We start from the raw sequence: 18816 nt of genomic DNA on the forward strand, positions 1-18816 counted from the left end.
ATGGCGAAGTGCTTCGGAGGATTGCCTCAGACCGCGCTCGAGGTTCTTCTGCGCTAGCCTCAAGGCGAGAGGGGGCGTGGCGGGGATCCCGTCCGCGGAGCCCGGGTTGGTCGCTTTCCAGACCATCCCGGGATTACTCAGCAAGGCTAAGGTCGGCCCAGGTTCAGATCGCACCAGTTTGTGCTTATGGCTGGCCCATAGGCCGCCGTCCTGGCGATTGTTGTCACTCTGACCGAGGCGAAAGGCCCATGAGGATCAGATCGACAGCGCCTTGCAGGTAGGCGCCTTTGGCCGCCTTGGTGTCGCCAAGCCTCATGCTGACGACTATTCGATCTCGAGGCACGGTGACGAGGGCGTCTAGCACAAAGGCGGCCGTGAACGCCTTGTCTTTTAGGACCACCTCTCCTCGACGGGCGCCATCTTCGAGAATTTGCTCCACGATGGCGATCGCCATATCCACGCCGCGTTCGTGGACCACCTTGCGGAAGGTCGGCTGCTCTTTGGCCACCCATGCCACCAAGGCCTCCAGCCCGATGACTTCCGGCTTGAGCGCCAGGTCTAGAAATCTCGCGCCTACGTCCAGAAGCCGCTCACGCAGGGAGCCCTCGGCGCTGCGGCTTGAGAGTGGGTTCAGGTGCTTGGCCACGCCATATTCGATGCTCGCGACGAGCAGGTCCATCTTCGAGCCGAAACGCGCATAAAGCGTCCGCTTCGAAACGCTCGCGGCGGATGCTATGGCCTCCATGCTGGTGGCCTCAACGCCTTGGCGGATGAACTGCTCCAGCGCCGTGTCAAGGATGTGAGCGCCAAGCTTGGCCGCGACGCTTCGAGGCGGACGCCCCCCCTTGGGATCTCTCGGCGGAAGCCTGCTTTTGCCGCTTCGCGACGTCGTTTTGATCATCAACTTAGCATAACCCAATCTCCGGGCAGGTCTAGACAACGGGGTTGATCTAAGTCAAACGAATGCCATAACGAAACCGATAAGGGTACATCCATGGGGGCGGCAGTTGGTCGTCTCCGCTTCGGTCGAGGATTGGTGCATGAGTAACGTGGCCTTGGTGAGCGGCGGAACCCGAGGCATAGGCGCGGCCGTGGCGCGCGCGCTTGCGGCCGAAGGCCGCCGCGTCGCGGTCACGTATCACGGCGATGAAGCCGCCGCCGCGCGGTTCAAGCAGGAAGCCGGCATTCCTGTGTATCGCTGGGATGTCGCGGACGAGAGCGCCTGCCGCGCCGGGATTGAACAGGTCGAGGCCGATCTTGGGCCGGTGTCCATCCTCGTCAACAATGCCGGCATCACCCGCGACGGCATGTTCCATCGCATGACCTGGGACCAGTGGCGCGCGGTGCTGAGCACCAATCTGGACTCGATGTTCGCCATGACCCGGGTGGTCATCGAGGGCATGCGCGAGCGCCGCTTTGGACGCATCGTCAATATTTCCTCGATCAATGGCCAGAAGGGCCAGGTCGGTCAGACCAACTATTCGGCCGCCAAGGCTGGTGTGATCGGCTTCACCAAGGCTCTGGCGCTCGAAAACGCCTCGCGCGGCGTGACGGTCAACGCCGTGTGCCCAGGCTACGTCAATACCGACATGGTCGCTGCGGTGGCCGAGGAGGTGCGGGCGGGCATTGTCGCGGGCATTCCCCTGGGTCGCCTTGGGGACGTCGAAGAGATCGCCCAAGCCGTCTGCTATCTGACCTCGGAGAAGGCCGCCTTCTGCACGGGGTCTGTCCTCACCATCAACGGCGGGCAGTACATCGCCAACGGATGACGGCGCGTCCCATCACCTTGGGCCGCGGCATCCGGCAAAACTCGATTGTTTCCTAGCAAGCCATGACCCTTAGAAGGAAGACCCAGATGAGCGGCTCTCTCGACCAAGTGACGAACATGATGGAAGCCAACCTGCGGCTGACGCGGACCTTGGCCGAGGTCACCCAGGCTAGCAGCGAAACCAATATGCGGCTAGGAGCCCAGGCCGCGACGCGTTTCGCTGAGCAGGCTCGCCATCTGGCGAGCGGCGAGATGACCGGCCTTTTCGCTGACGCATCGCCGCTTGTCGCGGAGTTTCAGCGCGATCGCGAAGCCGCCGCCAAGAAGGCCGCTGCTGCCTTCGCCGACTGGCAGAAGGCCTGGACCCAGGCCTGGAGCGCGACGCTGGACCAGAAGGCCGCGACCAAAGCCTTTCAGGGCCTTCTTCAACCCTGGAGCGCGTTCAAGCCTGCGGCGGCCGAAGGGGCGAAATCCGATGTGCGCGCGGCCAAGGCCAAGGCTGCCGATTGATAGATCAACGAGCGGCGCGACACGCCATGGATCAAATCAAATCCGTATCCGCCGCCGCTCCGGGCCGGGGCGGCGGCGCGGTTCTTGTCGCCGTGTCGCTGATCCTGGCGGGGTGCGCCTCGACGGCGTCCTTCGCTCCGCCACCACTTCCGACACCGCAGACCTTTTCCGGCCAGCCCGAGGCCAAGGGTTCGGTCGGGGCGGTGGGCTGGCGGGATTTCTTCCAGGATCCCCAATTGCGGGGCCTGATCGAGACGGCGCTGGCGGATAATCGCGACGTCCGCATCGCGGCGGCTCGGCTGGACGAGGCGCGCGCCGCCCTTCGCATCGAGAGCGCGGCGCTCTATCCGAGCCTGGACGGCGTGGCGACATCGACCCGTGGACGCACCCCCGCCGACCTGTCGATCACCGGACGGGCCGAGACGGGCAGCGAATATCGTTCGGTTCTCAGCGCCGGTTGGGAGATCGATTTCTGGGGTCGTCTGCGCGCTTCGCGCCAGGCGGCCCTGCAACAATATCTGGCCACCGATGAAGCCCGCCGCGCCGTCGCGACGAGCCTGATCGCGCAGGTGGCCAACAGTTATCTGGCCGAACGGGAGTATGACGAACGCATCGCCCTGGCCCGCCGCACGGTCGCCTCGCGCGAGGAGTCCTTGCGCATCCTGCGCCGTCGCTACGAGGTGGGGGCGGGCTCCAAGCTGGAGATGACCCAGGCCCAGACGCTCCTGGCCCAGGCGCGCGCGGCGGTCGAGGCGCTCGATCAGGACCAGGCGGTCAACCGCCACGCGCTCGCCGTTCTGGTGGGACGGCCCGTGGAGATGGCTTCGGGGCCGTTGCAGTTGTCCGAGGTGGGGCCCGATCAGCCGCTTCCCGCCGGTCTGGCCTCTGAGTTGCTCGTCAATCGTCCCGACGTCATCGCCGCCGAGCACCGCCTGCGGGCGGCCAGCGCCAATATCGCCGCCGCCCGCGCGGCGTTTTTTCCTAATATCACCCTGACCGCCGCCGGCGGAACCGCCAGCGCGCAGCTGGATGGCCTGTTCAGGGGCGGCAGTCAGGCCTGGAGCTTCACGCCCAGCCTGGATCTGCCGATCTTCGACGGCGGTCGTCGCGACGCCAATCTCGATCTGAGTCTGGCGCGACGCGATATCGCGGTGGCGGATTATGAGCGGACCATTCAGGGCGCGTTCCGCGACGTCGCCGATGCGCTGGTCCAGCGCCGGCAACTCGCGGCGCGGATCGCCGATGCGCGGGACATGCTCGCGGCCCTACAGGAGCGCGCGCGGCTCGCCGATCTGCGCTTCGCCAATGGCCGCTCGACCTATCTGGAGGTGCAGGACGCCCAGCGCGACCTGTTCGAGACCGAGCAGGCCCTGGTCCAGTTGCGTCGCGGCTATCTGGCCAGCGGCGTGGCGCTCTATGCCGCGCTCGGCGGCGGGGTCGGCGACGACGCCTCCTTCCCACCTCCCCACCAGACCCTCAAGGAACCGGCGCGATGAAGGCCACCAGCAGACAATGGCTCGTGCGTGGCGGGGTCGTCGCGGCAGTGGTCGTCGTCGCGTTCCTCGGCTGGCGACTGTTGCGCCCGCCAGCGCTTCCCGAGGGCGTTGTCAGCGGCAACGGCCGGATCGAGGCGGTCGAGATCGACGTGGCGGCCAAGACCCCCGGCCGGGTCCGCGACATCCTTGTCGACGAGGGCGCCTATGTGAAGGCGGACCAGATCGTCGCCCATATGGACACCGACGTGCTGCAAGCCCAGCGCGCCGAGGCCGAGGCGCAGCATCAGCAAGCCCTCAACGCCATCGAGATCGCCAACAGCCAGGTGATCCAGCGCGAGAGCGAGCGCGCCGCTGCGTTCGCGGGGACCCGGCAACGCCAAGCCGAACTGGACGCGGCGCGCCGTCGGCTGGCGCGATCAGACACCCTGGCGCGTGAAGGCGCGACCGCCATGCAGGAACGGGATGACGATCAGGCGCGGGTCGAGGGCGCCCAGGCGGCGCTTGAGGCCTCCAGGGCTCAGATGGCCGCCGTCGACGCGGCCATCGCCACGGCCCGTTCGCAGGTGATCGGCGCGCGCTCGAACGTCGACGCCGTGCTGGCCGCCTTGCGCCGGCTGGACGCCGACATCGCCGATAGCGCGCTCAAGGCGCCGCGCGACGGGCGGGTCCAGTTCCGGGTGGCTCAGCCGGGCGAGGTGGTGGCCGGTGGCGGGCGGGTGCTCAACCTAGTCGACCTGTCGGACGTCTACATGACCTTCTTCCTGCCGGAGACGGTGGCGGGGCGGGTGGGGCTCGGCACGGAGGTGCGGATCGTCCTGGACGCCGCGCCCGACTATGTGGTGCCTGCCAAGGTGTCGTTCGTCGCCGACGTCGCCCAATTCACGCCCAAGACCGTGGAGACCCAGAGCGAGCGGCAGAAGCTGATGTTCAGGGTCAAGGCGCGGATCGATCCAGACCTCCTGCGACGGCACATCCGTCAGGTGAAGACCGGCCTGCCGGGCATGGCCTATGTGCGGATCGATCCAAAGACGCCCTGGCCGGCCAAGCTGGAGCTCAAGGCGCCATGACGGCCCGACCCGGTCCGGACGCGACGCCTCCGGTCGCCCGGCTCGCGGGGGTCAGTCTCGACTATCGGGGTACGCGGGCCCTGGACAACATCGATCTGGACATCCCGGCGGGCCGGATGGTGGCGCTGATCGGCCCCGACGGGGTGGGCAAGTCGACGCTGTTCTCGCTGATCGCCGGCTCGCGGGTCATCCCCTCGGGCACGGTGGAGGTGCTCGGCGGCGACATGGCCGACCGTCGGCACCGCGAGGCGGTCTGCCCTCGCATCGCCTACATGCCCCAGGGGCTGGGCAAGAACCTCTATCCGACGCTGTCGGTCTTCGAGAACCTGGACTTCTTCGGCCGGCTGTTTGGCCAGGACGGGGCGGAGCGTGAGCGCCGGATCACTGACCTGCTGGACAGCACCGGTCTCGCGCCCTTCAGGGGCCGGCCCGCCGGCAAGCTGTCCGGCGGCATGAAGCAGAAGCTGGGCCTGTGCTGCGCCCTGATCCACGATCCCGACTTCCTGTTGCTCGACGAGCCGACGACGGGGGTCGATCCGCTGTCACGGTCGCAGTTCTGGGATCTCATCGACCGCATCCGCGCCGCGCGGCCTGGCATGAGCGTGCTGGTGGCCACCGCCTATATGGAGGAGGCGGCGCGGTTTGACTGGCTGATCGCCATGGACGCCGGCAAGGTCCTGGCGACCGGCTCTCCCGACGCGCTCTATCAACGCACCGGCACCACCGATCTCGAACAGACCTTCATCGCCCTGCTGCCGGAGGAGCGCCGGCGCGGCGCCCAGCCCGTGACCATACCGCCGCGTCTGCACGCGGGCGAGGGCGACATCGCCATCGAGGCCAAGGGCCTGACCATGCGGTTTGGGGATTTCACCGCTGTCGATCAGGTGGATTTCCAGATCGAGCGCGGCGAGATCTTCGGGTTCCTGGGGTCGAACGGCTGCGGCAAGACCACCACGATGAAGATGCTGACCGGCTTGCTGCCCGCCACCGCCGGCGAGGCGCATCTGTTTGGCCGCCTGGTGAACGCGGGCGACATCCAGACCCGTCGGCGGGTCGGCTACATGTCCCAGGGCTTCTCGCTGTATTCGGAACTGACCGTCGCGCAAAACCTGGAGCTCCACGCGCAGCTGTTCGGGATGGAGGCGCGAGACATCCCGGATCGGATGGCGGAGATGGCCGAGCGCTTTGGACTGGCCGACCTGATGGACGCGCTACCGGACGCTCTGCCCCTGGGGCAGCGCCAGCGTCTTTCCCTCGCCGTCGCCATGATCCACAGGCCGGAAATCCTGATCCTGGACGAGCCGACCTCTGGCGTCGACCCCATCGCACGCGACCAGTTCTGGCAGAGCATGATCGACCTGTCGCGGCAGGACGGAGTGACGATCTTCATCTCCACCCACTTCATGAACGAGGCCGCACGCTGTGATCGCATCTCGCTGATGCACGCGGGCAAGGTGCTGGTCAGCGATGCGCCGGCGCGCATCGTCGAGCAGCAGGGCGCCAAGTCCCTGGAAGATGCCTTCATCAGCTATCTGAAGGCGGCCGGGGGAGACGACGCCCCGCCGCCCGCGCCTGCGTCTCCCCCCAGCGACACGGTCGCTCAGCCGCCGCGCCCGGGGCGCGGCTGGCTGGGCGGCTTCAGTCCTCGGCGGATGATGAGCTATTCGCGGCGCGAGGCGCTTGAGCTGCGCCGCGACCCGATCCGGGCGACTCTGGCCCTGCTGGGCAGTGTGATCCTGATGTTCATCATGGGCTACGGCATCAGCATGGACGTCAAGGACCTGCCGTTCGCCGTGCTGGACCGCGACGGGACGACCACGAGCCAGGACTACGCGCTCAACATCGCCGGCTCGCCCTATTTCGTCGAGCGACGGCCGATCTCGGACTATGGTGAACTGGATCGACGGATGCGGTCGGGCGAACTGAGCGTGGCGATCGAGATCCCGCCCGGCTTCGCCCGGGACCTGCGCCGGGGCGACACGGTGGCGCTGGGCGTGTGGATCGACGGCGCCATGCCCCAGCGCGCCGAAACCGTGCAAGGCTACGTCCAGGCGCTGCACACCCAATGGCTGAGCGACATGTCCGTTCGAGAGCTTGGGGTGCGGCCGTCGACTGGCTTGATCAACATCGAAACCCGCTATCGCTACAATCCCGACGTCAAGAGCCTGGTGGCGATCGCGCCCGCGGTCATCCCTGTGCTGCTGCTGCTGTTTCCGGCCATACTGACGGCGCTGAGCGTCGTGCGGGAAAAGGAGCTGGGCTCGATCATCAACTTCTACGTCACCCCGGTCACGGCGCTGGAATTTCTGCTGGGCAAGCAGGCGCCCTATGTGGCGCTGGCCATGTTGAACTATGCCCTGCTGGTCGTGCTGTCCCTGTCGACCTTCCGCGTGCCGATCACTGGCGACATCGTGGCCATGACCTTGGGCGCCCTGCTCTATGTCCTGTCCTCGACGGCGATCGGCTTGCTGTTCTCGATCTTCATGCGCAGCCAGATCGCAGCGCTGTTCGCCACCGCCATCGGCACGATCCTGCCGGCCGTGCAGTTTTCGGGACTGATCAATCCGGTCTCGTCGCTGGAGGGAGCCGGGGCGGTCATTGGTCGCGTCTTCCCGACCAGTCATTTTGTCACCATCTGCCGCGGCGTGTTCTCCAAGGGACTGGGGTTTCCCGATCTCCAGCCGGAACTGCTGAGCCTGGCGGTCACCTTCCCGCTGCTGCTGGCCGCCTGCGTCATGTTGCTCAAGAAACAGGAACAATAGGGTGCGCGGGGCCAACATCCTGAGGTTGGGCGTCAAGGAACTGCGCAGCGTCGGGCGCGATCCGATGATGCTGGTCCTGATCGTCTTCTCCTTCTCGTTCTCCATCTATATGGCGGCGACGGGCATCCCCGAGTCCTTGCACAAGGCGCCCATCGCGATCGTCGACGAGGATCATTCCCAGCTCTCCGATCGCATGGTCGGCGCGTTCTATCCCCCTTATTTCACGCCGCCGGCCGTGGTCAGTCAGGACGCGGTCGACGGCGGCATGGATGCGGGCGAATACACCTTCGCGGTCGATATCCCCCCCGATCTTCAGCGCGACGTGCTGGCCGGCCGCCGACCGACGGTGCAGGTCAATGTCGACGCCACGCGGATGAGCCAAGCGTTCAGCGGCGCCGGCTACATCCAGCAGATCCTCGGCGCGGAGGTCCTGGAGTTCGTCCAGCGTCATCGCGGCGCGACCGCGTCGCCCGTCACTCTGGCGCTGCGCGCCCGCTTCAATCCGACCCTGGCCGAGGCGTGGTTCGGCTCGGTGATGGAGGTGATCAACAACGTCACGATGCTGTCGATCATCCTGACCGGCGCGGCCCTGATCCGCGAGCGCGAGCACGGCACGATCGAGCATCTTCTGGTCATGCCGGTCACCCCGCTGGAGATCATGGTCAGCAAGGTCTGGTCCATGGGGCTGGTGGTGCTGGTGGCCTGCGGCCTGTCGTTGTTGATCATGGTTGAAGGGGTGCTGGGCGTGCCGATCGAGGGCTCGGTGGCGCTGTTTCTGTGCGGCGCCGCCCTGCACCTGTTCGCCACCACCTCGATCGGCATCTTCATGGGCACCATCGCCCGTTCGATGCCGCAGTTTGGGCTGTTGCTGATGCTGGTCCTGCTGCCGCTGCAGATGCTGTCGGGCGGCATGACGCCGCGCGAAAGCATGCCGTCGTTCGTTCAGACCGTCATGCTGGCCGCGCCGACCACCCATTTCGTCAAGCTCGCCCAGGCCATCCTCTACCGAGGCGCGGGTCTGGAGGTGGTCTGGCCGCAGTTCCTGGCCATCGCAGCCATCGGCGCGGTGTTCTTTGTCGTGGCCCTGACCCGCTTTCGCAAGGCGATCGGTACGATGGCCTAGGCTGGGACGGCCCGATCAAGGCGGTGCGCGGTCGGTGCGCGGCTATCCATCTTCCGCGGTCACTCGGTTCCGGTGGGCGCCTCAACTGGAGTTATGTGATGAAGCCCTTCAACATCGCCATGGCGGCCGTCGTCGTGTTGGCTGGCCCGGCGACCCTGGCTGCGGCCGCGCCGCGCGCCCAGCCCTCGGCTACCGCGCGATTGTCGGGGGATTCGGTGGCCTTGGGTGTCGGCTATGGCTGGGGAAGGGGGGTGTTGTCCTTCCAGGGCCGCAACACGCCCTTCACGCTCACCGGCGTGACCCTGATCGAGGCTGGCGCCGATCGCGTCGAGGGTGAGGCGGAGATCTACAATCTCAAACGCGTGGAGGACTTTCCGGGTCTCTACGCCGTCGCCGGCCGGAGCGGGGCGTTCGTGACCATGGGGGGCGGGACAGCCGTTCTGCGCAACGCCAAAGGCGTCGAAATCAGGCTCCACACCCAGAGCCAGGGCCTGAAGATCGCCCTGGCCGCAGGCGGTGTGAGCATCGCCCTGCGCTGAGCTCAAGGACGCGCCCGTGACGTCCCAAGGGGGCTTTGCGGGCGCGCCAATTTTCAGGCGAGCGTTTCGAGCGCCAGGGCGACGCCCTGGCCGCCGCCGATACAGAGGGTGACGACGCCGCGCCTTAGCCCGTCACGCTTCATGGCGTGTAGCAGGCGCGTCGTCAGGATCGCCCCGGTGGCGCCGATCGGATGGCCATGGGCGATGGCGCCGCCTTCGACATTGACGATGTCCTCGGCAAGCCCAAGCTCGCGCGTGACCGCGAGCGCGATGGCGGCGAAGGCCTCGTTGATCTCGATTCGCTCGATGTCGCCGACCGTCCACCCGGCCCGCGCCAAGGCCTGCCTGACCGCAGGGACGGGGCCGATGCCGAACAGGCCGGGCTCGACCGCCGCCACGCCATAGGAGACCAGTCTGGCCATGGGCGTTAGGCCGTGGGCCTCGGCAAAGGCGCGTTCGGCGACGATCATCGCCGCCGCTCCAGTATTGAGGCCGGGCGCGTTGCCCGCCGTGATGGTTCCATCCGTCCGGAAGGCGGGCCTTAGCCTGGCCAAGCTCTCAAGCGTGGTGTCGGGACGATTGTGCTCGTCGCGCGAAAACGGCTCGGGCCCCTTTTTGCCCTTGATATCGACGGCGACAATCTCAGCATCGAATCTCCCCGCCGCCTGCGCCTGCGAAAAGCGCTGCTGCGAGCCCGCCGCCCAGCGGTCCTGATCGTCGCGGCTGATTTGATATTTCGTGACCAGATCCTCGGTGTGCCACCCCGAATGCTGATTGGAAAAGGCGTCGTTGAGTCCGTCATGGAGCATAGCGTCGTAGATCTGGGCGTCTCCCATTCGGTAGCCCCAGCGGCCGCTCGTTATCAGGTAGGGGGCGGCGTCCATGTTCTCCATGCCGCCCGCGACGCCCGCTTCGACGAAGCCAAGCAAGACCTCTTGCGCCAGGGAAACGATCGCCTGGGCCCCCGATCCGCAAACCCGGTTGACCGTCATGGCGGGAACCTCGACCGGCGCGCCGCCAAGTATGGTGGCCTGACGGGCAGGGTTCATCCTGTTGCCGGCCTGAACGACATTACCCATGACCACGCTCTGCAGGCGGTTGGGATCGAGCTTGGACCGCTTGAGCGTTTCGCGCAGCACCGTTGCGCCAAGCTCGACGGCCGGGACGGACTTCAGGCTGCCGTTATAGGTTCCTATGGCGGTCCGGACAGGATCGCAGAGCACCACTTCTCGTCTAGCCACGTTTCACCTCTTTGCTATTGACGTCACGATCTAGAATTTCCTCCTTGCGCCAAGCAGGCCTCCCGTCGCCGCAGCTCAAGGCCACATCGCTAAGCCAGACCCCGGGCGATGCAAGCCGCCGAGATCGGAGGACTAAGGCGCTCGGCCTTGCGCGTTCAAACCCAAGGTGCTGATCGTCTGGAGGGCGATCATGCGTTCCTCGTCGGTTGCCATGACCCGCACGGCGACCTTGCTGGCCGGTGTGCTGATCAGCGCGGCGTTGGCTTGGTTGGCGGCAGGCTCGATCACGATCCCCGCCCAGGCCAGCCGCTGGCAGATCAGCGCGCGGATGGCCGGATCGTTCTCGCCGATGCCGGCCGTGAACACCAGGCCGTCGAGTCCGGCCAGCGAGGAGATCAGGCCGCCGACTTCCCGCGCCACGCGCCAGGCGAAGAGGTCGATGGCTTCGGCGGCGCGCGGATCCTGGCTCTGGTGAAGCGTGCGCATGTCGCTCGAAACGCCCGAAACGCCCAGCAGACCACTCTGGGTGTAGAGCAGCCGTTCGACCTCGGCGATGCTCATGCCCTCTTGCGACAGCAGATGCAGCACCACGCCCGGGTCGACCGCGCCGCAGCGTGTGCCCATCACCAGACCATCCAGCGCGGTGAAGCCCATCGTGGTGTCCAGGCTTTTGCCGTCGTGCATCGCGCACAGGCTGGCGCCATTGCCAAGATGGGCCATGATCACCCGGCCGCGGGCAAGGTCCGGATCGATCTGGCCAAGCGTACGGGCGATATAGTCGTAGGACAGGCCGTGGAAGCCGTAGCGGCGCACCCCCTTGTCATGCAGCGCGCGGGGTAGGGCGAACCGCGTGGCGATCTCGGGCATCTGATGGTGAAAGGCGGTGTCGAAGCAGGCCACCTGCGGCAGGTCCGGCGCCAGGGTCTGGATGGCGCGGATGGCGGCCAGGTTGTGCGGCTGGTGCAGCGGCGCCAGGGGGCAGAAGGCGTCCAGTGCGGTCAGGACCTGATCATCGACCCGCACGGGAGCGGTAAACCGTCCGCCGCCATGCACGACCCGGTGTCCCAGCCCGACGATCTCGCGGCCTTCCAGGTGCGCGCCGGCCCAGGCGAAGAGATCCTGCAGCAGTGCCTCATGATCGAGATCCGCGCCACCGTCCCAGGTGCGATCGACCAGAACGTCGCCGTTCAGATCGCGGGCTACCAGATGGGGCGCCGTGCCGACGCCCTCCAGCTTGCCGGCCGCCACGCGGCTTGGGCCATCGCCTGTCAGGACGAACAGGGCGAACTTGATGCTCGACGAGCCGGCATTGAGGCTGACGATGGCGCGGCTCATGTCAGGCGCCCGCCGTCAGGCCCGGCGCCGCCTTGGTCGCGGCCCGAGCCATCAGCACGGCGACCGCGCAGGAGGCCAGGCGTGTGCGCAGGCTGTCGGCGCGGCTGGTGAGGATGATCGGCACGCGTGCGCCGAGCACGACCCCCGCCGCGTCAGCGCCGCCCAGAAAGGTCAGTTGCTTGGCCAGCATGTTGCCGGCCTCAAGGTTGGGAACGACAAGGATTTCCGCCCGCCCGGCGACCGGGGAGACGATCCCCTTTTCCTTGGCCGCCGCCTCGCTGATGGCGTTGTCGAAGGCCAGCGGGCCGTCCAGCAGGCCGCCGGTGATCTGCCCCCGGTCGGCCATCTTGCACAGCGCCGCCGCATCCAGGGTCGAGCGGATGGTCGGGGTCACCGTTTCCACCGCCGAGAGGATCGCGACCTTGGGCTGCTCGATGCCGATGACATGGGCCAGGTCGATCGCGTTGCGGATGATATCGGCCTTGTCCTCCAGGGTGGGCTCGATGTTGATCGCCGCGTCGGTGATGATCAGCAGCGTCGGGTGGCCCGGGACGTCCATCACATAGGCATGGCTGATGCGTCGCTCGGTTCGCAGGCCGGTCGCTGACGGGACGACCGCGCCCATCAGTTCATCGGTGTGCAGCGATCCCTTCATCAGCAGTTGGGCCTCGCCCGAGGGCACCAGCGCCACCGCCTGGGCCGCCGCCGCGTGGCTGTGCGGCGCCGCGACGATACGATAGGCCGTGATGTCCTTGCCGGCCGCCTCGGCGGCCGATCGGATCTTGGCCTCCGGACCCACCAGGATCGGCGCGATGAGTCCGGCCTCCGCAGCCTCGACGGCGGCGGTGATCGCCGCGGCGCTGCAGGGATGGGCGATGGCGGTGGGCACGGGATGGTGTCCCGTCGTCAGCGCCATCAATTGGCGATAGGCGTCGTGATCGGAAAGCTGGACATCGGGCAGAACGACGCGGGGACGGCGCACCTTCTCCGTCGGAGCGACCACCTCAGCCTGGCCAGTGATGACGTCCTGGCCATTCTGATTGGTGCAACGGCAGTCGAGCCTGACGCGATGATGCTCCGCCAGTTTTTCGACCACTGTCACCGTCGCGGTGATGGTGTCGCCCAGGCCCACGGGATGCACGAACTTCAGGCTTTGGCTGAGATAGATCGCGCCGGGGCCGGGAAGTTCGGTGCCCAGCACCGCCGAGATCAAGCCGCCGCCCCACAGTCCATGGGCGATCACGCGGTGGAACATGTCGGTCGCGGCGTAGGCGGCGTCCAGATGCGCCGGATTGACGTCGCCCGACATCAGGGCGAACAATTGGGTGTCCCGCTCGGCGAAGGTTCTTACGACGCTGGCGGCGTCACCAACGGCGATCTCGTCGAAGGTGCGGTTCTCGATCATGTCCGGAGCGCTCATGGATCAGTGTTCCAAGACGTACTGGCCTGGAGCGTCTTCCAGCGGGGCGTAGCCCTTGTCCGCCGCGCCCATTGGCGGGGGCGAGACCGGGGCGCCGGAGTGTTCGTCCAGCCACGCGCCCCAGGCGGTCCACCACGAGCCCTCCTGAACCGGCGCCCGAGCGGTCCATTCGTCCGGATCAAGGGCTGGTCCCCCGGCTTCGCGGGTCAGCAACCGGTACGAACGGTGGGCGTGGCCCGGCTCGGAGACGATCCCGGCATTGTGTCCGCCGCTGGTCAGCGCGAAGCAGATCTCGGCGCCGCACAGGCCGTGAATCTTATGGACCGACCGCCAGGGGGCGACGTGATCGCGCTCGGTGCCAACCACGAACATCGGCCCGCGCAAGGCCGACAGCGAGATGCTTCGGCCACCGACCTTGTAGTGGCCCTCGGCCAGGTCGTCTTCCAGAAACAGATGGCGCAGATACTGGCTGTGCATGGCGTAGGGCATGCGCGTGCCATCGGCGTTCCAGGCCATCAGATCCGACATCGGCTCGCGCTCGCCCATCAGGTAGGTGCTCAGCACCCGAGACCAGAGCAGGTCGTTGGAACGCAGGATCTGGAAGGCGCCGCCCATCTGCGAACTGTCCAGATAGCCCCGGGTCCACATCATGTTCTCGAGCAAATTGAGCTGGGCCTCGTCGATGAACAGGCCAAGCTCGCCCGGTTCGCTAAATTCGGTCTGGGCGGCCAGCAGGGTCAGGCTAGCCAGGCGCTCGTCGCCGTCGCGCGCCATCGCCGCCGCCGCGATCGACAGCAGGGTGCCGCCAAGGCAATAGCCGACGCCGTGAACGGCGCTCGCCCCGGTGATGGCGCAGACGGCGTCGAGCGCCGCCATCGGTCCCAGACGGCGATAGGTCTCCATGTCGAGGTTGCGATCCTCGCTTCCGGGATTGCGCCAGGAGACCATGAACACCGTATAGCCTTGGCCCACCAGCCAGCGGACCAGCGAGTTCTCCGGCCGCAGGTCGAGGATGTAGTACTTCATGATCCAGGCCGGCGTGATCAGCACCGGCTGGGGTCTCACCAGCTTGGTGCTGGGCTCGTATTGGATCAGTTCGATCAGGTCGTTGCGATAGACGACCTTGCCGGGCGTCGTCGCCAGCACCTCGCCGACGCCGAAGGCTTCGGTCCCTACAGGAGGCTCCCCCCGAACCATCCGCTGCATGTCTTCGAGCAGGTGCTTGCCGCCTTCGATCAGGCATTGGCCTCCAGACTCGATGATCCGCTTCTGCAGTACGGGATTGGTGAGGGGGCTGTTGGTCGGGGCGAAGACATCCAGGATTTGCCGGGTCGTGAACTGGACGACGTCCTGATGGTGGCGGCTGACGCCCGCCACGCCGGTGGTCGCGGCATGCCACCATTGCTGGTTTAGCAGAAAGCCCTGAGCCAGGAGGTTGAACGGAGCCTGCTTCCAGGCGGGATCGTCGAACCGATGATCCTGGGGCAGGGGGTCGATCGCGGGCGTGGCGGTCGGTTCGCTTGCGGACCGCAGCGCATAGTCGCCAAGGCGCGCGTACTTGCGCCCAGCCTTGGCCGCCAGTTGCATCTGCTTGCCCGGCGCTAGCGCCAGATGCATCGCCCAATCCGAGAAGGACTGCATCATCGTCGCTGGCGAAAGGCCGTGGAACGTTTGGGCCAGGGTCGCCGTGGCGGCCCGGTCGAGCATCTCGGCGATACCGTCGAGGGGGTCTGGGGGCGGCAGGGGGGCGAGGGCGGCGGTCATGACCAAACTCCTGATCGGTTACCTTGGAGCGCGACCGCGAGCGGACCGCGCCCATCCTTGCATCCGTTGATGACGACCCGGCGGCGCCCTCAACTTTCTAGCTGACGTCGCTCCCGCACCTGTAAGGTAACGGTAATGGTTAGGGAAGTTATTTAGGTCCCGACGCCCTCCTGATTATCCCTTAAGGAGCGAGGGATATCGCCAGCGTCGTCGGCCGAGCACACGCATCGACCGGCCGCCTTACCGTTTGGAGCACGCATGAAAGTCGCCCCCTTGCCGGTCGCCCTCAATGTCACCGGCGTAGCGGCGGCCCTGGCGCTGCTCTATGTCTTCAGGGCCTTGTTGTGGCCGCTGGCCATGGCTTTCGTGTTGGCGGTCCTGATAAACGCCCTGGTCAGGGTGATCGTTCACGCCTGGCCCTCGGCCGGCCGGTTGACGGTCATGGTGCTGGCCAGCGCGGTCGTCGCCGGCTTGCTCATGGTCGGCGTCGTCGTCGTTGTCAGCGGCGCGGCCGAGTTGGCCGGTCAACTGCCGCAGTTGGCGGTTCGTCTCAACGCCCTGTTCGAGCGGGCCGGCCAGTTGGTGAAGCTGGAGGGGGTGAGCTTGACGAGCCTGGCGTCCGGCCTGGATCTGCCCTCCCTCGCCGCCAGGGTCCTGAGCAGCCTGCAAGGCGCGGTTTCGGGGATGCTGCTGACGGTCCTGTTCCTGATCTTTATCCTCACCTCACGACATCTGATCCGAAACAAGATGCAGATCATCGCCAGCTTCCGACGCCCAACGGGAATGCCCTCGGTGTTGGAACGAACGGTAAAGGGTGTCGAGACCTATGTCTGGATCCAGACGGTAACCGGCCTGATGATCGCCGCCGCCTCGGGGGCGATCATGGCGCTGGCGGGCCTGGACAATGCGCTATTCTGGACCTTGGCGCTCTTTATGCTCTCCTACATACCGGTGCTGGGCGTTGGCGTCGGCAGCCTCGCGCCAGCCCTATTCGCATTGCTGCAGTTTCCCACAGTGTGGCCGGCGCTCGCCATCTTCTTGGGGATACAGGCTGTCTCATTCCTGGTCGGCAATCTCGTCCTGCCCAAGATGCAGGCCGCCAGCCAGAATATCGACCCGACCATCGGACTCTTGACTGTCGGGGTGTGGAGCGTTCTTTGGGGCATTCCAGGCGCCTTCCTGGCCATTCCGCTGACCTTGGCTCTGATGCTGCAGTTGGCGCAGTTCGAGAGCCTGCGCTGGATCGCCGTCCTGATCTCCAACGACGGTCATCCGATCAGCGACACCTTGGCCGTCGAAGTCGGGAGCCGGCCTGTCCCATAGGGCGCGGCGTGAGCTCGGCTTGGCCAGACGGCCCGCAAGCGCCGCCGTCGGCCAGGGGGCAGAACGCGCGCTGACATAGCAATTTGCCTTATGGCGAAGAGTCTAGCCGGCCGCCCAGCCCCCGTCCGAAGGCAGGACGACGCCATTGATGTTTTCGGCCTCGTCGCTCAACAGCCAGAGAATATTGGCGGCCAGCGAGCCTGGCTCCGCCACGGGCGGCGCTTGGGCCTCCAGAAGCGGAGCGATCCGCGACCATCCATGGTCAGACCGACTGGCGCCGTTGATCGAGGTCCGCACGGGCCCCGGCGCGATAGCGTTTACCCTCACCCCCTTGGGCCCGTACATGAAGGCGGTGCTCTTGGTGAACCCTACCAGGGCATGTTTGGACGCGGTGTAGGCCACGCCCGCCGCCGAGCCGCGGAGCGAGGCCTCGGAGGCGACATTGACGATGGTGCCGCCACCGGCGACGAGCATCACCGGAAGGGCGGCTCGGGTCAGTCGCATGACGGCCGTGACATTGACGGCGAAAACCCGCTCCCAGGTCGCATCATCGACTTCCGCCGCGGGCAGGAAGCCGTCCATGACGCCCGCGACATTGGCCAGCCCATCAACGCGCGCCTCGCACGCGGCGAGGACGCGCTGCACGGTTTCTTCACGGGAGATGTCTCCGGCGATCGTCACGAGCGCGCTTGAGGACGTGGCGGCCGTCAAAGCCGCCAGCCGGCCTTCGGCCACGTCGCTGGCGATGACGCGCGCCCCTTCCTCCAAAAGCCGGGAGGCGGTGGCCCAGCCGATCCCAGCTCCCGCGCCCGTGACAATGACGGTCTTGCCGGCGAACCGGCCTTGGATGGGCGTCATGATTGATCTCCTTGAGTATCCCCCGCGATCGGGGATCGAGCTCCGATCGCGCGGATGGTCCCTTGCAGCCTGCCGCTAGAGTGTTCGATCTTTTCGAGGCGATGGCGGCGATGCCTTGGCCGGCGTGCAATCGATCTTGGCGCAAAACCGCCGCTCCACATCGGCGGCGACTTGCGGGGCCACGTCGTCCACCGCCTTTTCGAGCACCGGCAGCATGATCACCCGGCCTTTTTCGAGCCACGCCTTGCCCGACGAGCTGACATAAAAGCGATTGATATCTTCCAGTTCGACCTTGGTGAAGGTCAGGGCGCAGGCTTCGACCAGCTTGTCGATGACCGGAGCCTTGGCGGCCAGGAGAGCGCCCGACAGGGCGTCCCGATAGGCCGTCACCGCCGCGTCGCCCGGAGGCGACACGGCGATGAGCCGATCATAGGTTTCCTCGACCGCTTGGTTGATCTGCTTGTCCATGTCGCTTTCCAGGCCTGACAAGCTCACCGACTGGGCGCAGAGCGACCGGCGCGCGGCAAGATCGGCCGGTGAGGGGGGCTGGGCCCGCGCCGCTCCGCTAGTGATGGCGAGGAGAGCGAGCGCGCCCAGCGAAAGGCGAGCGCTGATTAAGCCAAAGCGAGGCACTGGGTTTTCCTGTCTGGATGAGAGAAGCACAGATCGGGGTCAGGACTTTGAGGGGCGGTTGGCTTCGATCCAGCGGCGTGCTTCGTCGAGCCACGCCTGGACTTGAGCGGCGGCCTCTTCCTTGCTGATTTGGTAGCGCGCCTGCAAATCGGTGATCAGATCCCCGGTGTTCGCCTCGACCACCTCGCGCAAATCTTCCGCCTTGGCGCGGCCGTCTTGCAAGCGGACGCGAAGGTCGGTCCAGCGATCCTGCAGGACATCGTTGAAGCGCAGCCACTGCGCTTCGATCAAGGCCTTGGGCTGAGCGTCCGCGCGCCAACGGTCGAGTTGTTTTTTCGCCTCGTCGAGCGTCAGGCCGAACTCGCGCTGCAGGAGGCCGGCGATTTCGGTGAGCTCGCCCTTGATCGCGCCTTCCTTGCTATTGAAAGCCTCCGACCAGAGTTGGTGAATGCGGCCCGAGATGATCTTCCACTGGCCTTCGATCTCATGCTTGTTGACCATCTTATGCTCCTGGAATGGCGGTTAGGGCGTTTGCGGGCGGTCGAGCTTCAGGGCCGACCGCGGAAAATCGATTGGCGGGCGAAGCGGTGGTCATGATCCGTCCGTGCTCGTGAAGATCATGGCGCGTGTCAGGGCGCGCCGAGTCGCTGCGCCGCAGTCGCCGCTCACGCCGCGGAGCGGCGGGGCGGCGGGGCGGCGACTGCGGTGCCCTCGGGGAGGAGGTGTTGAGCTTGTAGGATAACGGTAACGAATAGGGAAGTTATTTAGGGGTCTGGCCGGCTCAAATTCTCCCTTAAGGACATTCGAAAGGCGCCGAGGCGAAGCCGAGACGTAAAGCGCGCAGGGCAGACCCAGGACAACCACGACGGAGGCGGCGGCGGCGCAACAAGACACCCAAGCGCAAGGTCAAAGCCAAGCTGCGTGAGGACCGTCAACCGGCCTCCCGGCCCAACGACGTCTGGGCTATGGACTTCCTG

16 protein-coding genes are annotated in these 18816 nt (G+C 66.4%); 8 read left to right on the top strand and 8 right to left on the bottom strand.

Annotated features, from left to right (window positions below; genetic code table 11):
- Positions 1 to 223: 223 nt before the first annotated feature.
- Entirely contained in the window at positions 224 to 901 is a 678-nt protein-coding gene (locus AX690_RS15225; protein ID WP_066681797.1) for a TetR/AcrR family transcriptional regulator, read from the bottom strand.
- Between the two features lie 139 nt (positions 902 to 1040).
- On the opposite strand from AX690_RS15225, the gene phbB reads away from it, so the two are divergent.
- From phbB to AX690_RS15260, 7 genes are all read left to right on the top strand, one after another.
- On the top strand, positions 1041 to 1769 hold the full coding sequence (gene phbB / locus AX690_RS15230; RefSeq protein ID WP_012285991.1) for an acetoacetyl-CoA reductase: 729 nt from the start codon (positions 1041 to 1043) through the stop codon (positions 1767 to 1769).
- 149 nt (positions 1770 to 1918) lie between these two features.
- Positions 1919 to 2278: a hypothetical protein gene (locus tag AX690_RS15235; RefSeq protein ID WP_156449690.1), complete on the top strand. Its 360-nt coding sequence runs from the start codon at positions 1919 to 1921 to the stop codon at positions 2276 to 2278.
- Positions 2279 to 2304: 26 nt separating this feature from the next.
- The gene (locus tag AX690_RS15240) at positions 2305 to 3774 is read left to right on the top strand and encodes an efflux transporter outer membrane subunit (RefSeq protein WP_066681801.1); all 1470 of its coding nucleotides are present in this window, start codon (positions 2305 to 2307) and stop codon (positions 3772 to 3774) included.
- A complete protein-coding gene (locus tag AX690_RS15245) occupies positions 3771 to 4841 on the top strand; it encodes an HlyD family secretion protein (RefSeq protein WP_066681802.1) in 1071 nt (356 codons plus the stop codon). Before AX690_RS15240 ends, AX690_RS15245 begins: the two co-directional genes overlap by 4 nt.
- On the top strand, positions 4838 to 7603 hold the full coding sequence (rbbA, locus tag AX690_RS15250) for a ribosome-associated ATPase/putative transporter RbbA (protein ID WP_066681803.1): 2766 nt from the start codon (positions 4838 to 4840) through the stop codon (positions 7601 to 7603). Before AX690_RS15245 ends, rbbA begins: the two co-directional genes overlap by 4 nt.
- Position 7604: 1 nt before the next feature.
- Positions 7605 to 8726: an ABC transporter permease gene (locus tag AX690_RS15255; protein ID WP_012285996.1), complete on the top strand. Its 1122-nt coding sequence runs from the start codon at positions 7605 to 7607 to the stop codon at positions 8724 to 8726.
- Positions 8727 to 8824: 98 nt separating this feature from the next.
- Positions 8825 to 9265: a hypothetical protein gene (locus AX690_RS15260; RefSeq protein ID WP_066681810.1), complete on the top strand. Its 441-nt coding sequence runs from the start codon at positions 8825 to 8827 to the stop codon at positions 9263 to 9265.
- A 53-nt stretch (positions 9266 to 9318) separates the two neighbouring features.
- Here AX690_RS15260 and AX690_RS15265 read toward each other — a convergent pair whose 3' ends face one another.
- The 4 genes from AX690_RS15265 to AX690_RS15280 form a co-directional block, all read right to left on the bottom strand.
- Positions 9319 to 10491 (bottom strand): acetyl-CoA C-acetyltransferase, encoded by a 1173-nt coding sequence (locus AX690_RS15265; protein ID WP_231732213.1) that lies wholly within the window; start codon positions 10489 to 10491, stop codon positions 9319 to 9321.
- Positions 10492 to 10638: 147 nt separating this feature from the next.
- Positions 10639 to 11841 carry an acetate/propionate family kinase gene (locus AX690_RS15270; protein WP_066681815.1) on the bottom strand — a complete coding sequence of 401 codons (1203 nt, stop codon included), beginning with the start codon at positions 11839 to 11841 and terminating at the stop codon, positions 10639 to 10641.
- A 1-nt stretch (position 11842) separates the two neighbouring features.
- Positions 11843 to 13261: a bifunctional enoyl-CoA hydratase/phosphate acetyltransferase gene (locus AX690_RS15275; RefSeq protein ID WP_066681817.1), complete on the bottom strand. Its 1419-nt coding sequence runs from the start codon at positions 13259 to 13261 to the stop codon at positions 11843 to 11845.
- 3 nt (positions 13262 to 13264) lie between these two features.
- Positions 13265 to 15025, bottom strand: coding sequence for an alpha/beta hydrolase (locus AX690_RS15280; protein WP_066730481.1), 1761 nt, complete (start codon positions 15023 to 15025; stop codon positions 13265 to 13267).
- A gap of 258 nt (positions 15026 to 15283) precedes the next feature.
- Here AX690_RS15280 and AX690_RS15285 point away from each other — a divergent pair, with 258 nt between their 5' ends.
- Complete coding sequence (locus AX690_RS15285) at positions 15284 to 16348, top strand: AI-2E family transporter (RefSeq protein ID WP_066684320.1); 1065 nt, start codon at positions 15284 to 15286, stop codon at positions 16346 to 16348.
- Between the two features lie 102 nt (positions 16349 to 16450).
- Here the strand turns inward: AX690_RS15285 and AX690_RS15290 are convergent, their stop codons facing one another.
- The 3 genes from AX690_RS15290 to AX690_RS15300 all read right to left on the bottom strand — a co-directional run bounded on the left by AX690_RS15290 (position 16451) and on the right by AX690_RS15300 (position 18340).
- A complete protein-coding gene (locus tag AX690_RS15290) occupies positions 16451 to 17206 on the bottom strand; it encodes an SDR family NAD(P)-dependent oxidoreductase (RefSeq protein WP_066684318.1) in 756 nt (251 codons plus the stop codon).
- A gap of 75 nt (positions 17207 to 17281) precedes the next feature.
- Positions 17282 to 17674, bottom strand: a complete 393-nt coding sequence (locus tag AX690_RS15295) for a DUF2059 domain-containing protein (protein ID WP_066684316.1) — start codon at positions 17672 to 17674, stop codon at positions 17282 to 17284.
- A 204-nt stretch (positions 17675 to 17878) separates the two neighbouring features.
- Entirely contained in the window at positions 17879 to 18340 is a 462-nt protein-coding gene (locus AX690_RS15300; RefSeq protein WP_066684314.1) for a hypothetical protein, read from the bottom strand.
- Positions 18341 to 18816 lie beyond the last annotated feature (476 nt).

Source organism: Caulobacter sp. CCH9-E1, from assembly GCF_001556515.1.
Lineage (GTDB): Bacteria > Pseudomonadota > Alphaproteobacteria > Caulobacterales > Caulobacteraceae > Caulobacter.

What these genes read in the sequence shown, in the direction of transcription:
- AX690_RS15300 (WP_066684314.1), bottom strand. Translation starts at nt 18,340, where the DNA reads ATGGTCAACAAGCATGAGATCGAAGGCCAGTGGAAGATCATCTCGGGC.
- AX690_RS15285 (WP_066684320.1), top strand. Translation starts at nt 15,284, where the DNA reads ATGAAAGTCGCCCCCTTGCCGGTCGCCCTCAATGTCACCGGCGTAGCG.
- AX690_RS15270 (WP_066681815.1), bottom strand. Translation starts at nt 11,841, where the DNA reads ATGAGCCGCGCCATCGTCAGCCTCAATGCCGGCTCGTCGAGCATCAAG.
- AX690_RS15275 (WP_066681817.1), bottom strand. Translation starts at nt 13,261, where the DNA reads ATGAGCGCTCCGGACATGATCGAGAACCGCACCTTCGACGAGATCGCC.
- AX690_RS15260 (WP_066681810.1), top strand. Translation starts at nt 8,825, where the DNA reads ATGAAGCCCTTCAACATCGCCATGGCGGCCGTCGTCGTGTTGGCTGGC.
- AX690_RS15240 (WP_066681801.1), top strand. Translation starts at nt 2,305, where the DNA reads ATGGATCAAATCAAATCCGTATCCGCCGCCGCTCCGGGCCGGGGCGGC.
- phbB (WP_012285991.1), top strand. Translation starts at nt 1,041, where the DNA reads ATGAGTAACGTGGCCTTGGTGAGCGGCGGAACCCGAGGCATAGGCGCG.
- AX690_RS15290 (WP_066684318.1), bottom strand. Translation starts at nt 17,206, where the DNA reads ATGACGCCCATCCAAGGCCGGTTCGCCGGCAAGACCGTCATTGTCACG.
- AX690_RS15280 (WP_066730481.1), bottom strand. Translation starts at nt 15,025, where the DNA reads ATGACCGCCGCCCTCGCCCCCCTGCCGCCCCCAGACCCCCTCGACGGT.
- AX690_RS15245 (WP_066681802.1), top strand. Translation starts at nt 3,771, where the DNA reads ATGAAGGCCACCAGCAGACAATGGCTCGTGCGTGGCGGGGTCGTCGCG.
- AX690_RS15225 (WP_066681797.1), bottom strand. Translation starts at nt 901, where the DNA reads ATGATCAAAACGACGTCGCGAAGCGGCAAAAGCAGGCTTCCGCCGAGA.
- rbbA (WP_066681803.1), top strand. Translation starts at nt 4,838, where the DNA reads ATGACGGCCCGACCCGGTCCGGACGCGACGCCTCCGGTCGCCCGGCTC.
- AX690_RS15295 (WP_066684316.1), bottom strand. Translation starts at nt 17,674, where the DNA reads ATGGACAAGCAGATCAACCAAGCGGTCGAGGAAACCTATGATCGGCTC.